Genomic DNA, 24,109 nt, shown 5'->3' on the forward strand with positions numbered 1-24,109 from the left:
ACGCCGTAGGCAAATGACAGCGCAGCGAATGACCATTGAATGACCAATGACTAATTTTCTTCCCGCGCCTGGAAGAGCCTTTTTAGCCAGCTTTTCTTTTCAACAATATCTGCCTGCTCTTCGTCCTCGTCACCCACTTGGCGGGCTAATTTTTTCAGGTCGGGTTGGCCCGCGTCTACCCAGCAGGTGTACCAGAAATCGCCGACCATTTTTATGGATGCCCGCATTTGTCGCTCCACCTGCCCACGCAGGCGCTCGTGATACCGCGCCGAAAATGCCGCCGAATACACCTTGATTGTCTGACCATTGCGGTCTTCAAAGTTCCACTTGCCCGCCTCACCCAGTTCGGTAGTGAGATTGCGCTCCATTAATAGGACAGAATCAAGCGCGGCGTGGGCATCGAAAACGGCTCGCCAGGCTCGCTGTTGAGGCTTTTCGAGGTAATCGGCGGGGCCAACTACCCAGTCGTAATCAGCAGAAAACAGTTCAGGCAGACGCGATTCCCAGAACCCGTGAATACCCGTTTGATTGGTTAGCTGCCCGTTGTAGTTGCGGGTGGTGTGCAGCGGCACGTTGGCGTCGGCAATGTAGTGACCAATGTCGGCCGAGAGGCGGAGGATTTTGCGGACGTTACCTTCCTTAAACGCCTCTGTTAGCTGGTATTTCACCAACTGAATATGCCAGGGCACAATGCCATGCATGGCCAGGGTGTCGGCCCCAAATTTCGCTGCTGCCGCCGACCAGGACCGGGGCAGGGTTTCGCGGGTGGTGTCGGCATAGATGTCGAGGTCGATGAAGTGGCGCGGAGCCTCGTCCACTACGGCATAGCGTCGCTTGTCGGGATTGATGGCATTGTCGGTCAAAAACTGAATGCGACTTTTGTAGAGCGGCATCATCTCAGGTGGCAGGGTAAACACGGCCATGCGGTTGATCTGCTGATGGGCAAAGAACCCCCACTGTGGTGCCATCCTGATGGGCTTTGGGTTAGCTCGTAACGGAGCAATGGCAAACAGGCAGACAAGCGCAAGGCAAGCCCGCAAAAAATATTTTTCGTGAAAAATATACCGCCAAATACTATTCCTGTACATTTGTTCAGTCATGGTACTATTTGAAGACAAAATAAGATGTATCAAATAAAAGCATGACAAATAGCAAAGAAAATTCTGTCAAACCACATAATTGCCAAAGTAATGCAACGCGAATCTAAAGGATATGCCCTCATCGTAGGCCTGTTTTGTATCCTCGGTTTATTAATATATGGTGCCTATTCACCCGCTCGCAAAGCCCAGAAACAGCAGATTTTCTGCTTTTCTTTCGTGAAAGATGTAAAAACGCAAGCTGTTGAAAAGCATATGCGCGATTTTGCTACCCTAAAACACGAAATTCCACAGGTCGTGGGCTACACGGCCGGAAAGACGTTTGTGGCAGGAACGACCAATCAGGACTACGATGCCATGCATTACCTGACCTTCCAAAGCGAAGAAGATATGAAGGCCTTCGCCCAAAGCGAAGCCTACAAAACCTTCGTTAACGAGAACAAAGCCAACTGGGCTAAGACCCTAGTGGTGAATGCTGAGATTCAGCCGTAGACCTTAGACTCATTTTACCCGCTTGCCGGGAATGTTGCGGCCACCCTGGTGAAGCACCATGCCGTCTACTTCACCCTTATCGTTTTTCACAAACGACACCTGCGCGTCAACCACTTTGTAGTAAAACTCGGTGGGCGATTGGGCGAAAATTTCAAACTGCTCCTGCCCTGTAGCCTGTGCCAGCAGGCGGCTACCCTGCTGCGTGACCTTGATAGAAAACGAAGGAGCCAGCTGATACTCACCCACATACGATGCCAACACGGTGCTGTCTACGGTGGCAGTTGTGGGTGCTGCGGCGGCTACGGGTTGGCCCAGTTCTGCTAGCTTAGCCAGGCCACCCGTGTTTTTTGGATTCAGTTCTACCGATTTCTTGTAGTCGCGGATGGCCTGAGCCTTGTCACCAGCTGCGAGATAGGCCTCGCCCCGGCTGTCGTAAACGTTAAACGAAGTGGGGAATGCCTCGGCATTAAGGTCGAAGACGGTGATGGCTTCGGTTAGTTTTTTGCTGCCCAGCAACTCATAGCCCAGGCTGTTAATCGCCTCTTCGCTGACATCATAGGCTTTATTGGCCCGCCAGCCCGCAAATTTCTGCCGTACGGTAGCCACCGGATCTGTCAGCGCCGATTGGCGAAGCAGATCAACGATGGGCTTTTTGGGAGCCTGCACGGGCTGATCATACAGGATACGGAGAATATTGCGGCGCATGTCGCCAAGGGGAGCACCGCCCGTGTTGTTGAGCAGCACGACCAGTTGTTTATCCTGCGGAAGCCGACTGATGTCTGTGTTGAAACCATTGATGCCCCCGCCGTGACCAATAACCAGCAGACTGTCTTTGCGGTCGCCCACTTTAGTCTTACCCACGCCCCAGCCATAGGCATAGCCATCTCTAAACGGCGTAAACATGGCGGTTTTTCCCTTTGCCGACACTAGTTTATCTGTATACAGCGCCTGGTCCCATTTGTACAGATCTTCGACGGTAGAATACAACGACCCCGCCGCGTAGGGAATTGACATGTCCAGATAGGGCGCATTTATGTAGCTGCCACCTGCTTTTTCGTACCCAGCCGCGCGTTTAGGCATAATTGGCGCAAACAGGTCATAGCCCGTATCCTTCATTTGCAGTGGTGAAAGAATGTTTTCCTGCAAGACCTGCGCGTAAGGCTTACCTGTCAATTTTTCGATGAGCACACCCAGCAAAAAATAGCCCGAATTACTGTACGAAAACTTGCTACCCGGCTCGAACTCCAGCGGCATATCCTGGAATTTCTTCACGAACGCTGTGGGCGTAGATGGCTCGCGGGATTGGTTTTCAAAGAACCCCGGAAAGCTGGTGTAGTTGGGAATGCCTGCTGTGTGGGTGAGCAGGTGATGCGTAGTGATCTTGTCACCGGTGGCTTTAGGATAGTCGGGCAGGTAGGTGGTGATGGGGTCGGTTAGCTTCAGTTTTCCCTGCTCTACCAGCTGCATGATGAGCATGGCTGTAAACTGCTTGGTGATGGACCCCAGCCGGAACCTGGTGTCGGGCGTGTTGGCAATGGCCCACTCCATATTGGCCATGCCATAGCCTTTCTTAAAGATGACCTGCCCTTTTTCGGCCACGAGTATGGTGCCGTTAAACTGCTTGTTATCAACATATTGCCGGACAAGATCGTCAATTTTAGCGGCCTTGGTCTGGGCAAATGACAGTCCGTGGCTGAGTAGTAGCAGCCCAATGGCGAGTCCTATACGTATGCGTGCGTTCATGTGCTAAGTGGGGTATGATCCAATCAATAGCACAAGGTATACCGACGCAGGAAAGAGGGGTATAGAAATTGGATGAACGGGGGGAGAAATGTACAATGTATAATGAACAATGTACAATGGGCTGACGCATGGGTGTGCTCGCATAAGCGGTCCGCCGCCCGGCCCATTGTACATTGTTCATTATACATTGTACATTTCTAGCCCTTCACCAAATCAACCACGGTCTCAATCCAGAGCGGGCTGTCGTTGAGGCTTTCGACGAGTTGCCAGTGGGTGCCGCCGGCTTCTTCAAAGATCTCTTTGTACTCCTCGCCTACTTCAATGGTGGTTTCCAGGCAATCGGCTACGAAGGCGGGCGAAAAGGCCAGTACACTCTTGATGCCTTTGCCCGGCATCTCCTTAATGATGTCGTCGGTGTAGGGCTTAATCCAGGGGTCGTTGCCCAGCCGCGACTGGAAACTGGTGGTGTATTTGCCTTCGGGAATGTTCAGCGCTTTCACCAGCAGGCGGGTAGTTTCAAAGCACTGAGCGCGGTAACAATACTGATTATCAGCACGTAATGATTCGCAGCACGCCCCAAATTTGCACACCGCCTTGCTCACGTCGCCCTTGCGGATCTGGCGTTCGGGCAGGCCGTGGTAGCTGAATAGAAAGTGGTCGAACTCGTGGGTAGCCATGTAGTTGCGGGCATTCTGCGCAAACCCCTCGATGAACTTGGGGTGCTCTAAAAACCGATTCACAAACCGCACCTTCGGAATTACCTGCCACGTTTTCAGGATATCCATCACTTTTTCATACACCGAACCGGTGCTGGCCGAAGCGTACTGCGGGAAAAACGGCAGCACCACAATGTCGGTCAGGGCCAGTTTCTGAAACGCATCCAGGGCCGTGTCGATACTGGGGCTTTGGTAGCGCATGGCCAGTTTCACCACGTAATCGTCGCCGAGTTCGGCCTGCACCAGTTTCTCTACTTTGTAGCCGTAATATTTCAGCGGTGACCCCTGTTCGTCCCAGAGTTCTTTGTAGATCTTGGCCGATTTGGGCGCGCGAAACGGGGCGATAATGCCATTCACGAGCACGGTCCGCACGGCGTAGGGCACGTCGATGACGCGGCCATCCATCAGAAATTCGCGGAGGTATTTGCGCACGTCGGGCACGGCCGGGCTGTCGGGCGTGCCGAGGTTAACCAGGAGTACGCCGGTTTTTCCGAGCGATTTTTGCCCCGACCCGTTGGCCGTTGACATGGGAGATTGTAAAGCAGTGGCTTCCATAGGTGAATAACCCAATTTGGCCAAAATCGGTTTACTGCGGCACCAGCACCTCTCCCCGGCTCAGCAGCCGCGCCGTTCGGATCACGCCCGATTTGCCAACCTGCATTGTTCCGTTTTGGGTTGTGACATCGAGTTGCACCGTAAACTCGCCCGATGGGTGCTCAACAGAGTAGCCTGCTGCCGGGCTGGCAGGCAAAACAGCCACGCCCTCGGCTACAGAACCAGGCAGGAGGCAGGCCGTGGCGGTTGAAACGGCACCCAATACGCCAATGGCTTCGTGTACTGTATACGGAATGAAGGTGCGGGTACTGACCATGCCCCCCTGCCGGGGCGCGGCAATGAGACACAGCTTGGGCACGGTTTTGTTGGCCACATCGCCCAGGTTCATCAGTGGGCCAATGGCCAGCCGAACACGTTCGAGACGCTGCTTAAGTACCTCATTCGCTTCAAGTTGTCCCGGAGATTCATAGCCCGTCAGCCCCAGGTCGGTGGCACGGATAATCACTTCGGGCATACCGTTGTCAATGCAGGTTACGGCCAGGCTATCTACCACGTCGCGCACGTGGCCGGTGGGCAACAAAGCCCCGCAACTCGACCCGGCAATGTCGAGGTAGTTGCAGAGGATGGGGGCGGCTGTTCCTGGTACGCCATCTACTTTGGCCTCGCCCACGCCTGCGTTCCCTGCATACGCCACGTATCCGCCCGGCGTTTGTACCGTTACCTCGCAGATTCCGCCCGTGTTGACCATATGAATGCGGGCGGTGGTGATGGGGTTATCCGCCGGAAACAACCCCGATTCGATGGCAAACGGTAACACCGCCGCCAGCATATTGCCACAGTTTTGCCCGGCCGACACCCGCCCTTTTCCCAAAACGACCTGGAGAAACAAATAGTCGAGATCGGCGGCGGGGTGGTCAGACAGACTAACCACGGCTATTTTGCTGGTCAATGAAGTAGCCCCCCCCAGCCCGTCGATCTGGCGTGGATCGCCCATGCCCACGCCTTCCATGGCGGCCAGCAACAGCCGGTCACGCTCGATTGAGTTGGTAGGCAGGTCGTGGGCGTTGAAAAACAACCCCTTAGACGAGCCGCCCCGAAAGTGCATGTAAGGAATGGCGATTTGTGGCATTACGATGGGTCGATCAGGTTTTGTAAACTCGTGAGCGTAGCCGCCGACATAATGGGGTCGACGTCTTGGGCGGTCAACATAGCTACGACGGCTTCCAACTCGTGGCTACGGCGGAGGGCGTGGGTTTTGCTGCCTTCTAGAAACCGGTCGATCAGCGCGTCGTTGCCTCCAATCAACGTGCCGATCTGCTCACGGATATAAGGTTCCAGCCCGAACGAACGCCCTGCTGTTATGGCCTCGCCAATGACGGCAGCAAGGCCCTTGTAGACGATGGAACGCAGCAATTTTCGCGTGGCGGCATCGCCCATTGTGCCAGTTACTACGCTGATAATCAGGCCTAACGGACAAAATTTTTCGGCAAACAAAGCTGCCCCCGGACCCGATATCAGCAAGGGTGTCAGGATGCCTTTGGGGGGGACGGGGGCCATAATGGCCACGTCGACTGCCAACGCACCCGATGGCTCGATGAGGGCGGCAACGGCTTGCTTGGTGCCCGGCGAGGCGGTGTTCATTTCGGCGTAAAGTTGCCCCGGCTTTAGTACGGGCAATACCTCAGCGGCTACCGTTTCGGCCACTGCCGAGAGGTTCACACTGAAGATAATATCGGCCCCCTGCGCTGCCTCGGCATTGCTTGCCGCCTGCCGTACCGAAGGATGCAGCGCCCGTTTCAATGCCGGGCCAGTCCAGGCTGGATCATAACCCGTTACGGTTACACCTAAATCGACCAGATCATTGGCGAAGTGGCTGCCTGCTTCACCCAGGCCTAAGATGGCTATCTGCATAATTTCAGTGAGTGATTGAGTGAATGAGCGAATTATGTCTACTCCCACCCATATATCTCGACGGAGGTTTTTCCCTGGCGGAGTTGTTGGCGGATGGCTTCTTCGCGGGCTTCGCGGGCGGTGGCTTTCTCTATGGCCTCCTGAATGCGGGCCTGTGGCACGACCATTATGCCGTCGCGGTCGCCCACAATAATGTCGCCGGGGTAGATAATAACCCCGCCGATGACGATGGGTTGATTCAGGGTACCATCTTCAAAACTGGTGGTTCCCCGGATGCACAACCCCCGGCTGAACACCGGAAACCCCATGGCCTCGATGTCATCAGCGTCGCGCACGCAACCGTCAATCACCAGCCCGGCCAGGCCTCTTGTCTGGGCACCCAGGCTCATAAGGTCGCCCCAGTAACCGGATTCGTAAAAGCCTGAACAACTGGCCACTAGCACATCACCGGCTTTCGCGTTGGCGTAGGCACGGTGCAGAATTTTATTGTCGCGGGGCATGGTCTGTACCGTGTAGGCCGGACCACAAAGTCTCATGCCTGGCGAGATCGGCTTGATCACTGACGGTAAATTACCAATCCGCCCAAGGGCTTCATGAAGGGTTGCGGTCGAGAATTGAGAAAGGACGTTTGTCATTGGTGATTGGTCATTGGTCATTTCGCTGCGCCCTGTGCGGGCGCAGCGAAATGACCAATGACTAAAAAATAGTGTCTGTTACTCTTGGCACCTGGCTTTGAAAGCTTTCGGCAAACAATACCTGCTTTTGGCCCGAAATGCGGCGGGCATGGTTAGCCCGGCGACTGGCGAGTTCGGCGTAATAGTCGCGCAGGTACGTTTGCGCACCCATGCAGGCCATAGCCGCCCGCTTTTTCTCCATCACCGACGTAATATCCACGAACGTATCGGGCACAAACCCCGACAGTTCGGGCTGGTGCGGTTCGAACGCATACCAGGCTGGCGGGTCAATCTGTTTAAACGCACTCGGCACACCCGCCCCCGACGCCAGCAGCCGCGCCCGCTGCACCGCCTGAAACGCCAGTGGATGGTCGGGATTGAAGGGGTCTTCCTTGCTGTGGGTCAGGATCACCGTCGGTTCGAAATCGCCGATGAGGTGGGTGAGTTGTTCAATCCGCTCGTCGGACAACAGCATGGGGTAGTCGCCCCAATCCAGAAACCGGATGGGCGCCCCAATGATGTCGGCGGCCTGTTGCGCCTGCGCATGGCGGATCACTTTCACGCTCTCGACGCTGCGGTTGGGGTCTTCTTTCCAGAGTTCCCCCGACTCGCCGCGTTCACCGTAGGATAGGGCAACCACCAACGTTTCGGCCCCGTCTTCCAGGGCTTTGGCGATGGTTCCTGCCGCCCGCCAAACAAAATCGCCACTATGGGCACCGATAACAAGGAGTTTCATGAGTGAAAGAGTGAATGGTGAAAGAGGGAAAGAGCGAATGGTGAAAGAGCGGAAAGTTGCTTATGCCAGCATTCGTTTGCATCAGGAACTTTCACTCTTTCACCATTGGTGTGCCTTGGGTATGAAAGCTGGGGATGGTGGGAAGGCCCCAGGCCTGGCCTTTTTTGCGTTCCTCCAGAGTCCAGAAAACGGTTTGGTAATCGGGGTCGGTGATGAGGCGGGCGGTGGTGTTGGCTACTTCAATGCGGTTGCCGCCGGGTTCGTAGACGTAGAGGAAAAACGTTTGCTGAATGGCATGCTTGTGTGGTCCCGTTTCGATCTGAATACCATTTTCAAGGCAAATGTCGGCGGCAATGAGCACCTCTTCGCGGCTGTTAACGGCGTAGGTGAGGTGGTGAAAACGCCCTCTTGCACCCAGGTAATCGAGCGTTACGGCCAGGTCATACGACTTGGAGTTGACCATAAACCACACGGCACGGGGGTTCCGTTCGTCCAGATTGTCTACGATGGTCTCGGTCAGGATACCGCCCAGATTGCTAAGCTGGAAATCGCGGAAGGCCCTGATGTCGGCGGCAAAGAGGTTGAGGTGATCAATGCGCCGCACGTTGATACCCCGCCCCGGAAACCGGCTCGCCGTGTTTTTCAGCGCCGACTGGTCGTGTGGCCCGCAAGCGTACTTTTCGGTCTCGAAGTAAAGCTCTGTCAGGTGGCCATCGGGCGACCGGAACGCATAGGCGGGGCCGTGGCCGAGGTCGCCGCCGTTCCAGCCAATGCCCAGGCCGGTGGCCTCGATAGCCGCCACACGTCGGGCAAGGGCTTGTGGGCTGCGGGTGCGCCAGGCGTAGTGCCGCATACCGGCCTCCGAACTGGCCGTGAGTTTCAGCGTATGGTGTTCGTAGTCGTCATAGGCCCGCAGGTAGACCGAATCACCCTGCGTGGCGGTGATCGACATGCCCATGATGTCGGTGAAAAAGCGGGTACTTTGGTCCAGTTTGGGTGTCAGCAACTCCACATGGGCCAGGTGGGCCAGATCCCAAATGGGTTCGCTCGTTGGGTCGTTCATCATAATTGGTCGGGTACACGAATAAAGAGGGTGACGAGCGCTGCGATGAGAGCAGGTACGGCAAAAGCAACGAAACTGGCCGACATGGGCCAACCAGCCCCAATCAGCAGGCCCCCCACCAGGGGGCCAACTACGGCACCGATACGCCCGGCCCCCACTGCCCAGCCCACGCCCGTGGCCCTGATGCGCGTGGGGTAAAGCCGGGCGGCCAGCGAATACATGCCTACAAAGCCGCCCTGAACTCCAAAGCCGATCAGCCCGAAGAATACCAGCACCCACACCGACCCATTTACCCACCCAAACCCAGTCATAAGCAGGGCAGTGGCAACCAGAAACCCGCTAATGACCCGTTTTAAGCCAAATTGAGCGGACAGATACCCCTGGCTGATGATGCCAAAAAATGCGCCCAAGTTGAAGACGGTACCGGCATAAATGGCCAGGTTCAGGGCCAAACCGGCGTTGGAAGCCAGTTTCGGAATCCACATGGTTAGGAAATACAGGGTGGCAAACGACATAAACAAGGCACCCCATAACAACAGCGTGGCGCTGCGCCGGTGGCCGACAAACAACGCCCGAACAGCCGCCTTCGTCACGCTGGTTTCTACGGTTGGCAGGGCTGGCAGTGGCTTCTCGCCCATCTTATGCAAGATCCGGTTGGCCTGGACAAGGGCGTTTTTTGGACGCGATTTTAACAGGAAGTCGAGCGATTCGGCCAGAAAAAAGTAGCTGAGCGGTACCGTGAGTAGCGTAGCCACACCGGCCGCAAGAAACATGCTCTGCCAGCCGTAGACAGGTATGATTCGAGCCGCCACCATACCTGACAGCACCGCCCCGATGGGATAACCCGACATGGCAAAACTGACCCAAAAATCCTTCGTCCGGGCGGGGGCATATTCGGCCGTCATGGTAGCCGTACTGGCCAACATACTGCCAATGCCCAGCCCACTGATGAACCGGGCCAGCACCAGCATAGGCACCGACTGCACGTACTGAGTTGCCAGCACGCAACTGCCCATGAGTACCGCCGAGAGCAAGATCATACGTCGGCGGCCAATCACGTCGGCCTGAGCGGCCAGAAACATGGCCCCGATAGCCATGCCCAGCAGTCCCATGCTAAACACCAGCCCCAGGTTGGTGGCGGCCAGCGAAATACCCAGCCGCGCCCAGTCTTTGGCAATAGCCGGGGCGGTGTAGGAGATCACCATCACGTCCATGCCGTCGAGCATGTTCATCAGGAAACAGACGAAGATAGCCGTGTATTGAAGCCGCGACATGGGGCGGGCTTCCTGAAGCGCAGGGGCGGTTAACATAAATCGGAAAGAGTTACGGGGTGTTGGCCAACAAAGCCCGGAGTTCACTTCAGGTACTTATCCAGAAAGGCAAACACCCTGTCCAGATTGGCTGGTGTCTCGAACATAGGCCCACCGTGCCCCGCGCCGTCGATGGGTATGTAGGTTACCTTGTCTTTGCCCAGTTGCTTCTCTAGTTCGGCGGCAAAAAGAATAGACTGCTGCGTGGGCACGAGGGGGTCGTTGGTGCCGTGTTCAATCAGAAACGGCGGGTCGGCTTTAGAAATATAGGTGGCCGGGCTGGCGCGTTTCACCAGTTCAGGGGCTTTCGTGATTTGCTTACCCACTAGTTCCGATTCGGGCGAATTGGCCTCGTCGTGGTCGGTGCGGCCTTTGCCACTGACCTTAAACTGCGGGTCCATCTGATCGAACTGAATCGGCCCGAACCAGTCAACCACCGCCTGCACCCGGCTGCTCTGCGTCACGTTGCCCAGAGAGGCATCGTCAAAGTCAGTCACGTCGCCGGTAGTGCCTGCCATAGCCGACAGGTGCCCGCCCGCCGACCCGCCCCACGTGGCTAGTTTGTCGGGGTTGAGCTTATAGGTTTTTGCGTTGGCACGAAGGAACCGGATGGCCGCTTTGACATCCTGAATCTGCGCCGGAAAAATAGCTTCTCCACTTAGGCGGTAGTTGATGCTCACTACGGCATAGCCCCGTTTTAACCCCTGCAAGGCAGAGTTGACCTGAAAATCACCTTTATCGCCCATTTTAAACGCCCCGCCGTGGATAGAAACGATCACCGGAAACGGGCCTGTGCCTTCGTTGGGTAGATAAATATCTAACTTCTGAGCGGGCGACGTGGCAGCGTAAGGCACGTCGAGTGTCTTGTTATTGATGCCTGCCGTATTGGCGCTGGGCATTGGCCCGCCGGGGCGGATACCTGGCGGAGGGCCTCCCGCAGGCCCATTGCCGGTTGGCTGACCTTGAGTAGTACCTGCCATAAGGCATACTACCGCAGCAAGTACGAAATGATGAGTTGAGATCATGATTGACGGTTGACTGATTTAAGCGATCAAAATTGCTTTATTTCGTCATCACAAGCAGGAAACGAAAAGATGATTGACGGCCACAAATCGAACATCGGCTGCTCGATTTGTGGCCGTTGCCCATTACACCTATACCGATGAAACGGATCACGCAATTCGACGGCCTGTATGGTGAGGCCGGGCCGCAGCAGGCCAATGTCCCGTCGGGGGGAGAATACCTGTTCTCTGAACTGCTCGAAACCCGCAGCCGGGCGTTCGACTGGGTTATTCAGCCACACGTACATGCCCGTTTGTTCCAGGTCTTTTTCCTCGAAACGGGTGGTGTCGAATTTTCAGAGGCCACGCAACAGCGTCAGCTAACGGGGCCAGTGATCTTGCTGATTCCGCCTGCGTTGTTGCATGGGTTCATCTACACGCCCGATGCCAAAGGCCGCATCCTGACCCTGGCCGACTCCCTTATCGACCAGCTTTTTCCCGCTACTTCGGCGCTGTCGGCCATGCTGGGGGCGGTGCAGTGCATTCAGGCATTCGACGAGCCTTATCTGGCCCCCGTGGTGGGACAATTATTTGCCCAAATTGACGAGGAACTGTTTGGCGATCAGCCCGAAAAGCGCACAATGCTCCACCTCGACATTCAACGGCTGTTTCTGGTACTCTACCGCCTCTGGCAGCACGGGGAGACCGTTCAGCACACGGCCAACAGCCTGCCAGCACAATATTTCAGGCGGTTTCAGCAGCGGGTGCGGCAGGTGGGCACTACCCACAGCATTGTGCAACTGGCCGACGAACTGGCTATTACCCCCGTACACCTGAACCGTATCTGTCAGGCTATGGCGGGCAAATCGGCTAGCCAGCTGGTGCAGGAACACGTCATCAGCGAAGCCCGCAAATACCTGACCTACACAAACTATTCAGTATCTGAAATAGCTTACCTGCTGCACTTCGAGTATCCCAACTATTTCGCCCGTTTTTTTAAAAAACACACCCGCCTGTCGCCCACCGAATTTCGGGAAGGGAAACAGGCGGAGTAACACTAGCGCGTCGCAAATTTGCTAGTGCAGGGTCCAGAGAATGAATCAGGAAGATGGCCTGGGCACCCATTCACGCTAAGCTATAGGCGCACATAATTAATTACCAGCCGTTTGGCCTTGGTGGGGTTGGGCATTTGGGGGTTGGCCGCATAGTCGAACGTCCAGGTCATGGTGTTGCCACTGAAGGTCAGCACCTGCTCTGAATCGGGCAGGCTTTTGTCGAGCACCCAGACCTTCAGTTTGTTGCCGCTGACCGCCCACCGGGACGTTTTGTTGATCTTATCGGTCGCTTTTTTGATCACTCCGCAATCGTCGGGTACGTTGGTACTCATGGTGCCATCGGCCAGAAACGTGTAAGTAATCCGGGCGGTACAGGGCATGGCTTTGGTCATGTCGGGCATCGAGTCGTCGGTGTTGCCGTTGGCTTCGGTGAGCAACATGGCCGTGCGTTTCCAGGTACCAACCACGCTCTGCGACAGCACGTTAGTTATTAGGAACAGCGAAAAAAGCAGGCAAATCAGGGTGCGTTTCATGTGGGAACTGGGTTTTATTGACGTAAGGGTTTCGCGTCATTGTCTATTCCATCTGAGTAGCCTACCTCATAGACAAAGGTGTTGTGATGTGGAGTCTGGTCGGTGGTAAGAAACGGACGTTTTCACCAAAGCAACCCGTTATCGTCCGGCCTGGTAGATGCTGTACAGAAACGCCTTGCTCATACGGGTGGCTTCTTTCTCGCAGAGATGACCCTGACCTTCGGGCGCATCCACGCCCTGCCCTTTGCTTGGGCAACTGGCGGTAGAGCGGTAGGCAGCGCAGATGGTCCAGACTGAGCCAAGTTTGCAGGCCCCGTTGTCGGATTCTATTTCCTGCAAATCGAACACCACGTCCTGCGCTTTGAAGGTGTCGCGCATCCACTGACCCACTTTCATTTTAGCCGCATTGCCATCGTCTTTCGTGACAATGTAGATCAGGGGCGGGGTGATATGCACAAACCGCTTGATGCCCCCCGCCCGCAGGTCATCGATCAGCTGTTTGTAGGCCGTTTTCACCTGCTCCACGTTGGCATCGGTGATGTCGGCGTAGCCAAATTTGAAAATGGCGATCTGGAGTTTGTCTTTTTGTTGAAGAGCCTCCCGTTTGAAAGCCGCCATCTTTTTGTCGGGTTCACCGTTCGAGATGTTGATGCCATTGTTGATCGAATTCCAGTCGGCACCGTTTGGCCCGTCGTTGAGTTTGTCGCCGTCGTAAAACTCAAACTTGACCCCGTTGTTCAAGCTGCCGTCTTCGAGGTCGCCCCCCACCGAGGCATGAATAAACAGGCTGTTCCAGCCCTTTACTCTGCCTTTTTCGGTGGCCGACAGGTTATCCCAGGCGCTAATGCCCGACAGGCCTACCACACCCGGCTGACCGTTGCCCAGGCTGACCGTTCCGCCGGAAGCCGGGTTGGTGGGGGTTGTCGGATTGCCCGCGTTAGGATCGGGTTCGGGGGTTTTGGCGGTGCCACAGGCCAGCAAAAAGCTCAGCAGCAGGAGTGTTGGTTTCGTGTTCATGATCGTGCGTTGATGGCTCAAAACTGCCCCGATTGCCCCGTCGCCACAAGCCCGTATCGACCAACGACCGTTTGAATCGACCAACAACCGGCTCATTTGAGCAAGTGGTTGATTTGCACCTGAAAGCATCTATATTTGGTTGCTGACTATCTGGTAAGGTGATGCCGCACAATGCCCATTCCTGCGTTATTGTTGACGATAATGAGATTGATCGGCTCACGGCCCTTGCTCATGCCCGGCAGTACCCATTGCTCAACGTGGTGGGCGCGTTTGAATCAGCTACGGAAGCCCTTTCCGTTCTGCAAAATCAGCCCGTCGATGTCCTGCTGCTCGACGTGGATATGCCGGGCCTGAACGGGCTGGAACTCCGGGCAAGCCTGATGCAGGTGCCGGTTTGTGTGTTCATTACCGCTTACCCCGACTATGCCGCCGAGAGTTTCGCCGTCGATGCCTTCGATTATCTGGTGAAGCCCCTCCGGCGCGACCGCTTTGCCCACACCATGAGCCGGGTGGCCGCTTTTTTCGAGCTAACCCGCAAAGCCCAGCTGTTCGACCTGAGCCTTGGTACCGATACGGTGTTTATCAAAGATGGCCACGAGCAAATCAAGCTGAACCTGCACGAGATTGTCTATCTGGAAGGGCTAAAAGACTACACGCGCCTCGTCACGGCGACGCATCACTACACGGTGTTGTCGTCTATCGGGAATCTGTTGCAGCGCAAACCGTTTGGTTCGTTCGTACGGATTCATCGGAGTTATGCGGTGCAACGCCATTACATTGACCGGGTTAGCGCGCAACAAGTTCAGGCGCAACAGTTTACGCTACCCGTTGGGCGAAGCTACAAAGCTGTGTTAAGTGACATTGACATGAAAAACGGCTGACGCATGCCCCGAATAGTACTCCTCTTCTTTCTCCTGCCATCTGCCCTCTTCGCCCAAAAGCAGGGTCGCGCGCTCATCGACTCGCTGGTGGCTGAGCTTCCCAAAGCGGCTACCGATACCGTGAAGGGTCGATTATACCGGGTCATTGCCGAAGAGTGTTTTTTTACAAACGTCGATCAGGCATTGCACTACAGTCAACTGGGCCTGCAACACACCACCCGCATGAAGTGGCAACGGGGTATTGGGGTGTTCAACGGATACATTGGCCGGGCCTACAGCGACAAAGGCAACTACGACTCCTGCCGCCACTACTTTCTGAAAGCCATTGCTATATACAAAACGCTGGACGATACCTGGAACCTGGCCAGCACGACCAACAATCTTGGCGTAGCCGAACAGAATATCCGTTCTGATTATCCGGCAGCTACGCGCTACTACTTTGAGGGCCTGAAACAGGCCGAGAAAACGGGCGATAACTACCTGATAGGGCTGTGTTTAGACAATATTTCGGAGATCTACCGGATTCAGAAAAACGTTCCGAAAGCGCTGCAATTTGGGCAACGGGCGTTGACGTTGCGCCAGCAACAACGCAATCATGACATCAACGCCCGGCGTGAATTGGCCGCTTCGCTCACGAGCATGGCCGCTTTGTACACGCAGATGGAAAATTGGCCCAAAGCCAGACAATACGGCTTGCAGGCGTTGGCCGTCCATAAGCAAATAGACAACAAAGACGGTCTGGCCAGAACCTACGGCAATTTGTCTGTAGCCATGCAACGCGACTACGACAAAAAGATCGACTACGCCCTGCGCGCCAAACGTCTTTGGGATGCCATCAACCCCCGCCACCTCGATGCCGTCAATAATCTGGCCAACCTCGGCGTGGCGTATTTTGATCTGGTTCGTTATCCCAACGCAAGCACAACCATCATTCAACCCACCGACCGCACCGCCCGGCTGCAATTGGCCGAACACTACTTAACCGAAGCTATCCGGCTCAGTGCGGACAAGGGCGAAGTGGGCGATCAGGCCCATTTCCGGGGGAATCTGGCCGAGCTACAGGCGTTAACGGGCAATTACAAAGGGGCTTACCAAAACTTTCGCGCCTATCAGGCAGTACAGGACTCGCTGTATTCGCAGGAAAGCAAGAACAAAATTGCCGGGCTGGAAGGAAAACGAGAAATCGATCTGCGCGATAAGCAACTGGAGATCAACCGCCTAACCATTGCCAACCAACACCGCCAACAACTTGCCCTGACTGGCGGTTTGGTGCTATTCCTGGTGATTGGGGGGTTGCTCTACTGGCAAAACCGCACTCGCAAACGCACCAACACCACGCTGCTCCGGCTCAATGGCGAACTCGACGAGGCCAACCGGGTGAAGGCCCGGTTCTTTGCCATCCTGAGCCACGACCTGCGCGGCCCCGTGGCCAACCTGATTAGTTTTCTGCACCTTCAGCGCGAAAGCCCCGACCTGCTCCCGCCCGATCAGGTGGCCCGCCATGAGCGAAACATCACCGAAGCCGCCGAGGGGCTGCTCGACACCATGGAATCGATGCTTCTGTGGAGCAAGGGGCAAATGCAGCATTTCAAACCCGACGTAAAGCAAATTCCGGTCGAAACGCTCTTTGGTTACCTGCAACGGCTTTTTGCGGGGGTAGCGAACGTTCAGCTTAGCTTCGACGCGCCGGATAGCTTACTGGTGGCGACCGACGAAGACTACCTCCGCACGATCATGCAAAACCTCACCAGCAACGCCATAAACGCCCTCAAAGACACCCCCAACCCCACCGGCGGTGATGCTCAAATTCACTGGCAGGCTTACTCCAAAAAGGGTCAGATTATACTGGCTATCAGCGACAATGGCCCCGGTATGTCCCACAGTCAGTTAACAGCCCTCTACACCGACGACGCGGCCATCAGCGGCAAAAGCGGGCTGGGCCTGCACCTGATTCGCGATTTGGCCCGCGCCATTTCCTGTCAGATCAGCGTTCAGTCTCAGCCCGGGGTTGGTACAGAATTCCGGCTGGCGTTTTCATGATGTATTCAACGGGGCTGCTAATGCAGGGTCCAGTTGATGGCGTTTTCCAGCAGCCGCACGAAGGCCGGGTCCTGCCAGGCGTCTTTGGCATGGCCCATGGAGGTATAGAACGTTTTGCCTTTGCCCACCGACCGGCACCAGGCTACGGGGTGGTACTTGCCCATGCCAAAGTTTTTGTCCTTCACCCAGAGGATATTGCCATTGGGAACAATATGGGTACCGTCTATATACGACACGATCTGAACGTCCTTGGGCTGTCCCTGGAAAACGTACCACTCGTCGGTATGCCCCCAGGAAGCAGGCAACTGACGGGTCAGGGTCGAGTCAACGGCGGTTTCCACGTGTACATCGGCCTGCTGAAACTGGGGACTGAGCGGGTGGTGGGAAAAACGAGTGCCCAGCAAGTGCTGCTCGTACCACGGCCAATGGTGCGACCCGTCGCCGGCACCGTGAATACCCAGCAACGCGCCACCCGCTTCTACGTACTGGCTCAGGGTCTGCTGCTGGGCCTCATTGAGCACCGGACCAGTCGAATTGTTGAAGATAACGGCCTTGAAATGAGTCAGTTGCTCTGGGTTAAAAACACCTCCGTCCTCTGTTTCATACACAAACCAGCCATATTGCCGGGCCATCGCCGAAAAAACGGGTAACGACGCCTCAATCGATTCGCCATGCCGGAAGGCGGTTGTTTTCGAGAAAACCAGGATAGCCGGTTGGTTTGGTGGGAAGGTAATAACGGGTTTTTCGGTTTCATAGGATACCGGAAAGCCGTTCTGGACTTTGTAGATAAATAAACCGCCTGCTGCCACAACCAGCAGGATAAGGCCCAGCAGGGTCCAGCCAATGACTTTAGCAATTCGTTTCATGTTGGTACGGTAGGTTAAATTAAACGAGTAAGACGCTTCCTCTTTTTTCTACCCTTCACTTAACCGTTCAATCATGAAACCGTCGAGACGCAATTTCATACAATCGCTGGGTGTGGGTGCTGCCAGCCTGAGCATCGCCCAGCAGGCCACGGCCACCGGTACAAAACCGCCCAAAAACTTAAAACCCTCTGCCGACGATCAGGTGCTGTTTGTAGGCGATACCATTGCCATTGCCAGCACCGAATATGGCAAGGTGCGGGGATGCATTTTGCGGGGCATCCATCAGTTTCTGGGCATTCCCTACGGTGCCGATACGTCGGGGAAGAACCGGTTTATGCCGCCCCAAAAACCAGCTTCGTGGACCGACGTCCGGCCCGCGCTGTGGTGGGGAAACTCAGCGCCCCAGATCATGGACAAGCGCTACGCCAATACTTACGCCTCGTTTGTTGACCACTGGAACTACGACGACGTGTCGGAAGACTGCCTGAAACTTAACGTCTGGACACCGGCGCTGGACGGTCAAAAACGCCCCGTCGTAGTGTGGCTGCACGGGGGCGGGTTTGTGAATGGCAACGGCATTGAACAGGACGGCTATCATGGCGAAAACCTGGCCCGGCTGGGGAACGTGGTGTTCTGTTCGCTCAATCACCGGCTGGGTGCGCTGGGCTACACCAACCTGAAAGCGGCGGGTAGTAGTGCGGCCTCTGGTAACGTGGGTAATCTGGACATGGTGGCGGCGCTGGAATGGGTCAACGCCAACATTGCCAATTTCGGCGGCGACCCGGCCAACGTGACCATCATTGGGCAGTCGGGTGGTGGGGCCAAGGTGACCACGCTGATGAACATGCCCGCTGCGAAAGGGCTGTTTCATAAGGCCGTAGCGCTGAGCGGCAGTTCGCTGGCGGGAACTAACAAAGAATACGCCGAAAAGCTGGGCCTGAAAGTGATGGAAGAAGCAGGTTTAAAACCCGGCGAGGTGGATAAGCTCCAGCAGATTCCGTGGCGTGAGTACATCGACATTGCCAACCGGGCCGTGGACAAAATGACCGACGAAGCCAAACGCCTCAACATTCAGCGCGGCGGGTACGCCCCCGTGGCCGACGGAACGTACCTGGCCGAGGGCACTTTCTTCACCGATCCCAACCATTTCTCGGCCACTATTCCGCTGCTGATTTGCTCTACCTTCCACGAGCAAAGCCCCAGCCGGACCGACGCCAAACTAGAGACCATCACGCTCGACGAGGTCAAGGAGAAAGTCAAACCCCGTTTCGGCGACAAGGCGGGTGAAATCGTAGATGCCTACGCCAAAAACTTCCCGAAGGCCCGTCCCATTGAGCTATGGTCGCTGATTGTCTCGAACCGCAAGAACGCCATCGCCACCGCCGACGCGAAGGTGACGGGCCAGAAAGCGCCCGTTTACGTGGCCTGGTTTGGCTGGCAACCGCCCCTATTCGACGGCCGTATGCGCGCTTTCCACTGCGACGATATCTGCTTCTGGTTTTACAACACCGACCTCATGCTGACCCACACGGGCGGCGGCAAACGGCCCCGTACCCTCTCGGAGAAAATGGCGCGGTCGTTCCTGAATTTCATGAAAACCGGCAACCCCAACGGCGGCGGTTTACCCACCTGGAAACCCTACACCGTCCAGCACGGCGAAACCATGATCCTCGACGACCTCCCCGCCCTGGCCAACGACCCCGACCGCGAGGCACGCAAAGCGTTGGTGTAGAGGGGTTTGTTGACGAAATATTATAGTCAGTTAGTAAAGTTATTTGCTCTTAGCTGTCTGGCTAGGATGCTCTGACTAAAGACTAACCGGGTGAATTACATGGCGCGTTTCCATCTGGTGTAGCTGCTTGTCCCATCGGGACATCATGGCGTAGCGTCGGTAGAAAAATGGCCTCGAATTGCGCCTGCGTGCCGTAGGTACGCGACGACCGCGCACGTGTAGTAGTGTACCTACGGCACGCGGGAGTAGGAAACCCCAACCCTACAGCTACCAAAGCTATGCTATTAAATCCCAATGGGATGAGTAGCTACACCAGATGGAAACGTAGCCGGTAGTACCTCTACATACTTTCAGAATGGAGCTGGGTAGCCAGTTTATTCTTTCAGGTTGTTGTATTCGGCTTCGGTTACCTGTTGTAGCCAGGTTGTTCGTCCGGTTGCGGTATTGGGCGTTATAGCCACCTGCGTAAAACCGCTCTGTGGCGAGGCACCATGCCAGTGCGGCACATTGGGCGGACACTTAACGGCATCGCCCTTTCGGAGTACCTGAACCGGTTTGCCCTTTTCCTGATAATAGCCAACGCCATCGGTAGCCAGCAGCACCTGTCCGCCCGCGTGGGTATGCCAGTACGTTCGGGCACCCGGTTCAAACGTGACCTGCCCAACCGGCACGTTGAAGGCACTGTCGGCTGGGACGAGCATACGCACCCAGGCGGCTCCGGTGAAATGGGTGGCCGGTAATCGCTCGCCTCTATCGAGTGTATCGGGCTTGGCCGGCGCAGTTGGGCTGATGGCGGCAGTTACGCCCCCACGAACCACCGCCAGCACTGCCCGCCCGGCTGTGGCCTCGGCTTTGCCCACGTTTACCTCGATCAGGTCAAGAGCCTGCATGAGTTGAGGTGCCGTAAGGCCCACCCGCAGCCCAATGCCCATGTGCGACTGCATCATGGGTTCTACCCCGCCCAAGCTACTGAGCACCGCAATGGTTGTCAACTCCCGGTCGGCATAGCTCAGCACGTCGCGCCCGAAAATATCGGCAAACAGGTGTTCTTTCAAAAACACGTCTATTTCGGGGCTAAAGGCCGCATACCCCCTGGCGGGGCCGGTTTGTGGCTGGCCGGTAAGCGTTTCCAGCGTTTTTTTGCCCCGTTCGTATTTGCTCTCGCCACTGGTCGTGGCCGTTGCTTCGTTGCCCGCGACATCGGTAACGCCCCGTTTCTTTCGTTCATCCAGCGTGGCCATAAACGTTTGCAGGCCCCTGATACTGCGGGGAAAACCACAGTAGGCATACAAATGCACCAGTACTTCCCGGATTTCGCTCACAGTCAGACCTGCCTCCAGCCCCCTAGCCAAAGCTGCTGGCAGGCGTTGCAGATCGCCTTTGGCAGTTAGGGCCGAGATAACCACAATCTGCTGCTGCCGGGGCGAAAGAGCGGGTTGGTCGGGGTTGCCTTGCGCGTTTAGCCTGCTGACATTCAGTACCAAAGCAAGCATGGCCATTACGGTAGACACGGCTATTGGTGGCATCGTGCGGTGGGTCTGGTGGTGAATCAGCGTGAAGGAGGCAGCTTACAGACCCGTCGATTTCTCCATCTGCTCGGGGTAGCGCGTACCCACCACCTCGATCTGCACCGAAGCGGTTTCAATTTCCTGAAGCTCGTCGGCTGTGAGCTGAATGGCGGCGGCCCCGTTATTTTCCGTCAGGCGGTGCAGCTTCGTTGTGCCGGGAATGGGCACGATCCAAGGCTTCTGAGCCAGCACCCAGGCCAGGGCGATTTGGGCGGGGGTGGCGTTGTGGACAACCGCAAATGTGTTAATCAGGTCAATCAGGGCCTGATTCGCCTTGCGGGCTTCTTCGGTAAAGCGGGGCAGGATGTTCCGGATATCGCCTTCGGCAAACGAGGCTGTTTCATCCATTTTGCCGGTCAGAAAACCCTTACCCAGCGGGCTGTAGGCCACCAGACCAATGCCTAGTTCGTCGATGGTCGGAATGATCTCGCGTTCGTGCTGCCGGGTCCAGAGTGAGTACTCGCTTTGCAGGGCCGTAACGGGCTGTACGGCATGGGCACGACGAATGGTCTGCGCGCCTGCTTCCGAGAGGCCAAAGTGCTTTACTTTACCTTCCTGAATCAGGTCACGCACAGTGCCGGCCACGTCTTCGATGGGCACGTTTGGGTCCACGCGGTGCTGATAGAGCAGGTCGATCACGTCTACGCGCAAGCGCTTCATGGAGGCTTCGGCCACCTTGCGGATGTTCTCCGGACGGCTGTTTACCCCGGCCATTTTCCCGTCCTGGATGTTGAAGCCGAATTTGGTGGCAATGACTACCTGCCCTTTAAACGGCTCCAGCGCCTCACCCACCAGGTCTTCGTTGGTAAAGGGGCCGTAGACTTCGGCGGTGTCGAAGAAGGTGATGCCCTGCTCTACGGCAGCTCGCATTAGGGCAATCATCTCTCCCCTATCAGCAGGTGGGCCGTAGCCGAAGCTCATACCCATACAGCCCAGCCCAATGGCCGACACCTTTAGGTTACTGTTTCCTAATGTGCGCGTTTGCATACTTGTATTCAGTTGGTTAAGCCCTTTGACAACGATACAAACCTACGGGATTATCTATGCCGGGGCCAATGAAAACCAATCAATAGCTTACGAAAATCAAACAGGTTATTGTCTCCAGAATCCTCCTCCCAGTTGATAAAACAGAATCAGGCAGGGTGCCACTGAGTTAGGCCATAGTGGCATAGGTGAGCTGGGAAAGCCCATACGTAAGCTGGTCTTTTTCGGCTACAACGTTCGTAGATTCGGCTACAACCGGCTGCTTTATAGCAATGAACTTTGTGTTCGTAAACAAACCGATCACGTTATGATTCTAATTACAGGCGCTACCGGCCACTTAGGCACCTCCGTTATCCAGACTTTATTGACAAAAACCCCGGCCAATGAGGTTGTGGCCCTGGTACGGAACGAAACCAAAGCCGACCGCTTGGAGCAGCAGGGAGTGAACATCCGGGTGGGCGATTATAACAACACGGAGGCCCTTGACCGGGCTATGCAGGGTGTCGACAAGGTACTGCTGATTGCTGGTGGCGACGCGCCCAATGGACTGCAACAGCACCAGAACGTGGTCGATGCCGCCAAAAAAGCGGGCGTTGGCTATATGGCCTACACCAGCCGTTCGCTGAAAGACCCCGACACGCTGGTTAACCAACTCATGATGAGACATTTTGAGACAGAAGATTACATTAAAGCCAGTGGGCTGACCTACGCACTACTTCGAAATAGCCTATATATGGACACACTCCCTGTCTTCACGGGGCCAGCCGTTTTCGAGACGGGCATTGCCCTGCCGGCGGGGCAGGGTCGGGTGGCTTTTGCACTCCGCCGTGAACAGGGCGAAGCCATAGCCAACGTGCTGATGGCGGATGATGGTGCGAACAGAATCTATAATTTCACGGGCAGCGACGCCTACTCATTTGATGATGTGGCGGCTGCGCTGACCGAACTATCCGGGAAGCCCGTAACCTATACCAATATCGACCCAACTGTTATGGCCGAACGAATGAAGGGGCGTGGAGTGCCCGATACCGCCATTCAACGGACCATCGGGTTTATGACCGACATCAAACATGGGCAGGAGGCACCCGTGAGCACCGACCTGGAAACATGGCTCGGCCGCAAACCCGCCTCACTCCGCGACGGTTTACCCACTTTATACACGCTGTAACGCGCTGACGCTGCCCATGAAACAGACGCAACCCTATAAAATCAGGACCATTGCCGAGTACCACCAACTGGTGGGGCTACCCAGGCCAGAGCATCCGCTGATCAGCCTGGTCCGGTTTGACGACATGCGACGGGTAGCGGGTGGCGAACGGCCGGGTAGCCTGGTGCATGACTTTTATTCCATTGCCCTGAAGCGGGATTTCAACGGCAAGCTGCGATACGGTCAGCAGGAATACGACTTCGATGAGGGCGTGATGGTCTTTATATCACCTGGTCAGGTATTTTCCGTCGAAACCGACGAGACGATCCGGCACTCGGGATGGCTGCTTATTGTCCACCCCGATTTTCTGTGGAATACCCCGCTGGCCAAAACCATCCGGCAGTACGAATTCTTCAGTTACGAAGTTCATGAAGCCCTGCATCTATCTGAAAAAGAAGAAGCCACCGTTACAGGTATTTTGCGAAACATTGAGGGGGAGTATCGCGCCAACATCGACCAGTTCAGTCAGGGCGTGATGGTGACGCAGTTGGCGTTACTACTGACCTATGCCGAACGGTTTTACCACCGGCAGTTTATCACGCGCAAAATTACCAACCATCAGATTTTGAGTCAGTTAGAAGCTGTTTTGAGAGTATGTTTCGAGCGTGATACGTTAGCAAAAAACGGCTTGCCTACAGTTCAATACGTGGCTGATGCCCTCAACGTGTCGCCAAACTATCTGAGCAGCCTGCTGACCGTGCTAACAGGCCAGAGTACGCAGCAGCATATCCACGACAAGCTGATTGAGAAGGCCAAAGAGAAGCTATCTACGACAGAGCTGACCGTAGGCGAAATCGCCTACGCGCTGGGGTTCGAGCATCCGCAGTCGTTCAACCGGTTGTTCAAAACCAAAACTAACCTGTCGCCATTGGCCTTCCGGCAGTCGTTCAACTAAATAGGGCGGCTGGTTTAGTGCGTATACTGAACT

General features: G+C 55.8%; 22 protein-coding genes. 7 read left to right on the top strand and 15 right to left on the bottom strand.

What is annotated here, in order from left to right; genetic code table 11:
* Positions 1-50: 50 nt before the first annotated feature.
* Positions 51-1,088, bottom strand: coding sequence for a zinc dependent phospholipase C family protein (locus tag J2I48_RS09980; RefSeq protein WP_207335416.1), 1,038 nt, complete (start codon positions 1,086-1,088; stop codon positions 51-53).
* 102 nt (positions 1,089-1,190) lie between these two features.
* Between J2I48_RS09980 and J2I48_RS09985 the strand changes: the two genes are divergently transcribed.
* Positions 1,191-1,589, top strand: a complete 399-nt coding sequence (locus tag J2I48_RS09985; protein ID WP_207335289.1) for a Dabb family protein — start codon at positions 1,191-1,193, stop codon at positions 1,587-1,589.
* 9 nt (positions 1,590-1,598) lie between these two features.
* On the opposite strand, the gene J2I48_RS09990 is transcribed toward J2I48_RS09985, so the two are convergent.
* The 9 genes from J2I48_RS09990 to J2I48_RS10030 form a co-directional block, all read right to left on the bottom strand.
* Positions 1,599-3,332, bottom strand: coding sequence for a serine hydrolase (locus J2I48_RS09990; RefSeq protein ID WP_207335290.1), 1,734 nt, complete (start codon positions 3,330-3,332; stop codon positions 1,599-1,601).
* A 197-nt stretch (positions 3,333-3,529) separates the two neighbouring features.
* Entirely contained in the window at positions 3,530-4,603 is a 1,074-nt protein-coding gene (gene hemH, locus J2I48_RS09995) for a ferrochelatase (RefSeq protein ID WP_207335291.1), read from the bottom strand.
* A 31-nt stretch (positions 4,604-4,634) separates the two neighbouring features.
* Complete coding sequence (locus J2I48_RS10000; protein ID WP_207335292.1) at positions 4,635-5,732, bottom strand: 4-oxalomesaconate tautomerase; 1,098 nt, start codon at positions 5,730-5,732, stop codon at positions 4,635-4,637.
* Complete coding sequence (locus tag J2I48_RS10005; RefSeq protein WP_207335293.1) at positions 5,732-6,514, bottom strand: NAD(P)-dependent oxidoreductase; 783 nt, start codon at positions 6,512-6,514, stop codon at positions 5,732-5,734. The genes J2I48_RS10000 and J2I48_RS10005 overlap by 1 nt, the downstream gene beginning before the upstream one ends.
* 38 nt (positions 6,515-6,552) lie before the next feature.
* Entirely contained in the window at positions 6,553-7,149 is a 597-nt protein-coding gene (locus J2I48_RS10010) for a 4-carboxy-4-hydroxy-2-oxoadipate aldolase/oxaloacetate decarboxylase (RefSeq protein ID WP_207335294.1), read from the bottom strand.
* 61 nt (positions 7,150-7,210) lie between these two features.
* Positions 7,211-7,924: a PIG-L deacetylase family protein gene (locus J2I48_RS10015; protein WP_207335295.1), complete on the bottom strand. Its 714-nt coding sequence runs from the start codon at positions 7,922-7,924 to the stop codon at positions 7,211-7,213.
* Between the two features lie 91 nt (positions 7,925-8,015).
* Positions 8,016-8,990: a VOC family protein gene (locus J2I48_RS10020; RefSeq protein WP_229376045.1), complete on the bottom strand. Its 975-nt coding sequence runs from the start codon at positions 8,988-8,990 to the stop codon at positions 8,016-8,018.
* Positions 8,987-10,297, bottom strand: coding sequence for an MFS transporter (locus tag J2I48_RS10025; protein WP_207335296.1), 1,311 nt, complete (start codon positions 10,295-10,297; stop codon positions 8,987-8,989). Before J2I48_RS10025 ends, J2I48_RS10020 begins: the two co-directional genes overlap by 4 nt.
* Before the next feature lie 44 nt (positions 10,298-10,341).
* Positions 10,342-11,277 carry an alpha/beta hydrolase gene (locus J2I48_RS10030; RefSeq protein ID WP_207335297.1) on the bottom strand — a complete coding sequence of 312 codons (936 nt, stop codon included), beginning with the start codon at positions 11,275-11,277 and terminating at the stop codon, positions 10,342-10,344.
* A gap of 182 nt (positions 11,278-11,459) precedes the next feature.
* On the opposite strand from J2I48_RS10030, the gene J2I48_RS10035 reads away from it, so the two are divergent.
* Positions 11,460-12,353 carry a helix-turn-helix domain-containing protein gene (locus tag J2I48_RS10035; RefSeq protein WP_207335298.1) on the top strand — a complete coding sequence of 298 codons (894 nt, stop codon included), beginning with the start codon at positions 11,460-11,462 and terminating at the stop codon, positions 12,351-12,353.
* An 80-nt stretch (positions 12,354-12,433) separates the two neighbouring features.
* Here the strand turns inward: J2I48_RS10035 and J2I48_RS10040 are convergent, their stop codons facing one another.
* Both J2I48_RS10040 and J2I48_RS10045 read right to left on the bottom strand, forming a co-directional pair.
* A complete protein-coding gene (locus J2I48_RS10040; RefSeq protein ID WP_207335299.1) occupies positions 12,434-12,886 on the bottom strand; it encodes a lipocalin-like domain-containing protein in 453 nt (150 codons plus the stop codon).
* Between the two features lie 138 nt (positions 12,887-13,024).
* Positions 13,025-13,903 (bottom strand): SGNH/GDSL hydrolase family protein, encoded by an 879-nt coding sequence (locus tag J2I48_RS10045; protein WP_207335300.1) that lies wholly within the window; start codon positions 13,901-13,903, stop codon positions 13,025-13,027.
* 161 nt (positions 13,904-14,064) lie between these two features.
* Here J2I48_RS10045 and J2I48_RS10050 point away from each other — a divergent pair, with 161 nt between their 5' ends.
* Both J2I48_RS10050 and J2I48_RS10055 read left to right on the top strand, forming a co-directional pair.
* Positions 14,065-14,784, top strand: a complete 720-nt coding sequence (locus J2I48_RS10050; RefSeq protein ID WP_207335301.1) for a LytR/AlgR family response regulator transcription factor — start codon at positions 14,065-14,067, stop codon at positions 14,782-14,784.
* Positions 14,785-14,787: 3 nt separating this feature from the next.
* Positions 14,788-16,824 (top strand): tetratricopeptide repeat-containing sensor histidine kinase, encoded by a 2,037-nt coding sequence (locus J2I48_RS10055; RefSeq protein WP_207335302.1) that lies wholly within the window; start codon positions 14,788-14,790, stop codon positions 16,822-16,824.
* 17 nt (positions 16,825-16,841) lie between these two features.
* Here J2I48_RS10055 and J2I48_RS10060 read toward each other — a convergent pair whose 3' ends face one another.
* Positions 16,842-17,690, bottom strand: a complete 849-nt coding sequence (locus tag J2I48_RS10060; RefSeq protein ID WP_207335303.1) for a ThuA domain-containing protein — start codon at positions 17,688-17,690, stop codon at positions 16,842-16,844.
* A gap of 73 nt (positions 17,691-17,763) precedes the next feature.
* On the opposite strand from J2I48_RS10060, the gene J2I48_RS10065 reads away from it, so the two are divergent.
* Complete coding sequence (locus tag J2I48_RS10065; protein ID WP_207335304.1) at positions 17,764-19,422, top strand: carboxylesterase/lipase family protein; 1,659 nt, start codon at positions 17,764-17,766, stop codon at positions 19,420-19,422.
* Positions 19,423-19,796: 374 nt separating this feature from the next.
* Here J2I48_RS10065 and J2I48_RS28235 read toward each other — a convergent pair whose 3' ends face one another.
* Together J2I48_RS28235 and J2I48_RS10075 are read right to left on the bottom strand one after the other, a co-directional pair.
* Positions 19,797-20,948, bottom strand: coding sequence for a carboxymuconolactone decarboxylase family protein (locus tag J2I48_RS28235; RefSeq protein ID WP_229376053.1), 1,152 nt, complete (start codon positions 20,946-20,948; stop codon positions 19,797-19,799).
* Between the two features lie 42 nt (positions 20,949-20,990).
* Entirely contained in the window at positions 20,991-21,977 is a 987-nt protein-coding gene (locus J2I48_RS10075; RefSeq protein ID WP_207335305.1) for an aldo/keto reductase, read from the bottom strand.
* Between the two features lie 304 nt (positions 21,978-22,281).
* Between J2I48_RS10075 and J2I48_RS10080 the strand changes: the two genes are divergently transcribed.
* Together J2I48_RS10080 and J2I48_RS10085 are read left to right on the top strand one after the other, a co-directional pair.
* Positions 22,282-23,142, top strand: coding sequence for an SDR family oxidoreductase (locus tag J2I48_RS10080; protein ID WP_207335306.1), 861 nt, complete (start codon positions 22,282-22,284; stop codon positions 23,140-23,142).
* A 16-nt stretch (positions 23,143-23,158) separates the two neighbouring features.
* Complete coding sequence (locus J2I48_RS10085) at positions 23,159-24,076, top strand: helix-turn-helix domain-containing protein (RefSeq protein ID WP_207335307.1); 918 nt, start codon at positions 23,159-23,161, stop codon at positions 24,074-24,076.
* Positions 24,077-24,109: the final 33 nt, after the last annotated feature.

Origin of the sequence: Fibrella aquatilis (assembly GCF_017353255.1) — a bacterium.
In the GTDB taxonomy this organism is placed as follows: domain Bacteria; phylum Bacteroidota; class Bacteroidia; order Cytophagales; family Spirosomataceae; genus Fibrella; species Fibrella aquatilis.

Coding starts and splice junctions, on each gene's coding strand:
- J2I48_RS09980 (WP_207335416.1), bottom strand. CDS start 1,088: ATGTACAGGAATAGTATTTGGCGGTATATTTTTCACGAAAAATATTTT.
- J2I48_RS09985 (WP_207335289.1), top strand. CDS start 1,191: ATGCAACGCGAATCTAAAGGATATGCCCTCATCGTAGGCCTGTTTTGT.
- J2I48_RS09990 (WP_207335290.1), bottom strand. CDS start 3,332: ATGAACGCACGCATACGTATAGGACTCGCCATTGGGCTGCTACTACTC.
- hemH (WP_207335291.1), bottom strand. CDS start 4,603: ATGGAAGCCACTGCTTTACAATCTCCCATGTCAACGGCCAACGGGTCG.
- J2I48_RS10000 (WP_207335292.1), bottom strand. CDS start 5,732: ATGCCACAAATCGCCATTCCTTACATGCACTTTCGGGGCGGCTCGTCT.
- J2I48_RS10005 (WP_207335293.1), bottom strand. CDS start 6,514: ATGCAGATAGCCATCTTAGGCCTGGGTGAAGCAGGCAGCCACTTCGCC.
- J2I48_RS10010 (WP_207335294.1), bottom strand. CDS start 7,149: ATGACAAACGTCCTTTCTCAATTCTCGACCGCAACCCTTCATGAAGCC.
- J2I48_RS10015 (WP_207335295.1), bottom strand. CDS start 7,924: ATGAAACTCCTTGTTATCGGTGCCCATAGTGGCGATTTTGTTTGGCGG.
- J2I48_RS10020 (WP_229376045.1), bottom strand. CDS start 8,990: ATGATGAACGACCCAACGAGCGAACCCATTTGGGATCTGGCCCACCTG.
- J2I48_RS10025 (WP_207335296.1), bottom strand. CDS start 10,297: ATGTTAACCGCCCCTGCGCTTCAGGAAGCCCGCCCCATGTCGCGGCTT.
- J2I48_RS10030 (WP_207335297.1), bottom strand. CDS start 11,277: ATGGCAGGTACTACTCAAGGTCAGCCAACCGGCAATGGGCCTGCGGGA.
- J2I48_RS10035 (WP_207335298.1), top strand. CDS start 11,460: ATGAAACGGATCACGCAATTCGACGGCCTGTATGGTGAGGCCGGGCCG.
- J2I48_RS10040 (WP_207335299.1), bottom strand. CDS start 12,886: ATGAAACGCACCCTGATTTGCCTGCTTTTTTCGCTGTTCCTAATAACT.
- J2I48_RS10045 (WP_207335300.1), bottom strand. CDS start 13,903: ATGAACACGAAACCAACACTCCTGCTGCTGAGCTTTTTGCTGGCCTGT.
- J2I48_RS10050 (WP_207335301.1), top strand. CDS start 14,065: ATGCCGCACAATGCCCATTCCTGCGTTATTGTTGACGATAATGAGATT.
- J2I48_RS10055 (WP_207335302.1), top strand. CDS start 14,788: ATGCCCCGAATAGTACTCCTCTTCTTTCTCCTGCCATCTGCCCTCTTC.
- J2I48_RS10060 (WP_207335303.1), bottom strand. CDS start 17,690: ATGAAACGAATTGCTAAAGTCATTGGCTGGACCCTGCTGGGCCTTATC.
- J2I48_RS10065 (WP_207335304.1), top strand. CDS start 17,764: ATGAAACCGTCGAGACGCAATTTCATACAATCGCTGGGTGTGGGTGCT.
- J2I48_RS28235 (WP_229376053.1), bottom strand. CDS start 20,948: ATGCCACCAATAGCCGTGTCTACCGTAATGGCCATGCTTGCTTTGGTA.
- J2I48_RS10075 (WP_207335305.1), bottom strand. CDS start 21,977: ATGCAAACGCGCACATTAGGAAACAGTAACCTAAAGGTGTCGGCCATT.
- J2I48_RS10080 (WP_207335306.1), top strand. CDS start 22,282: ATGATTCTAATTACAGGCGCTACCGGCCACTTAGGCACCTCCGTTATC.
- J2I48_RS10085 (WP_207335307.1), top strand. CDS start 23,159: ATGAAACAGACGCAACCCTATAAAATCAGGACCATTGCCGAGTACCAC.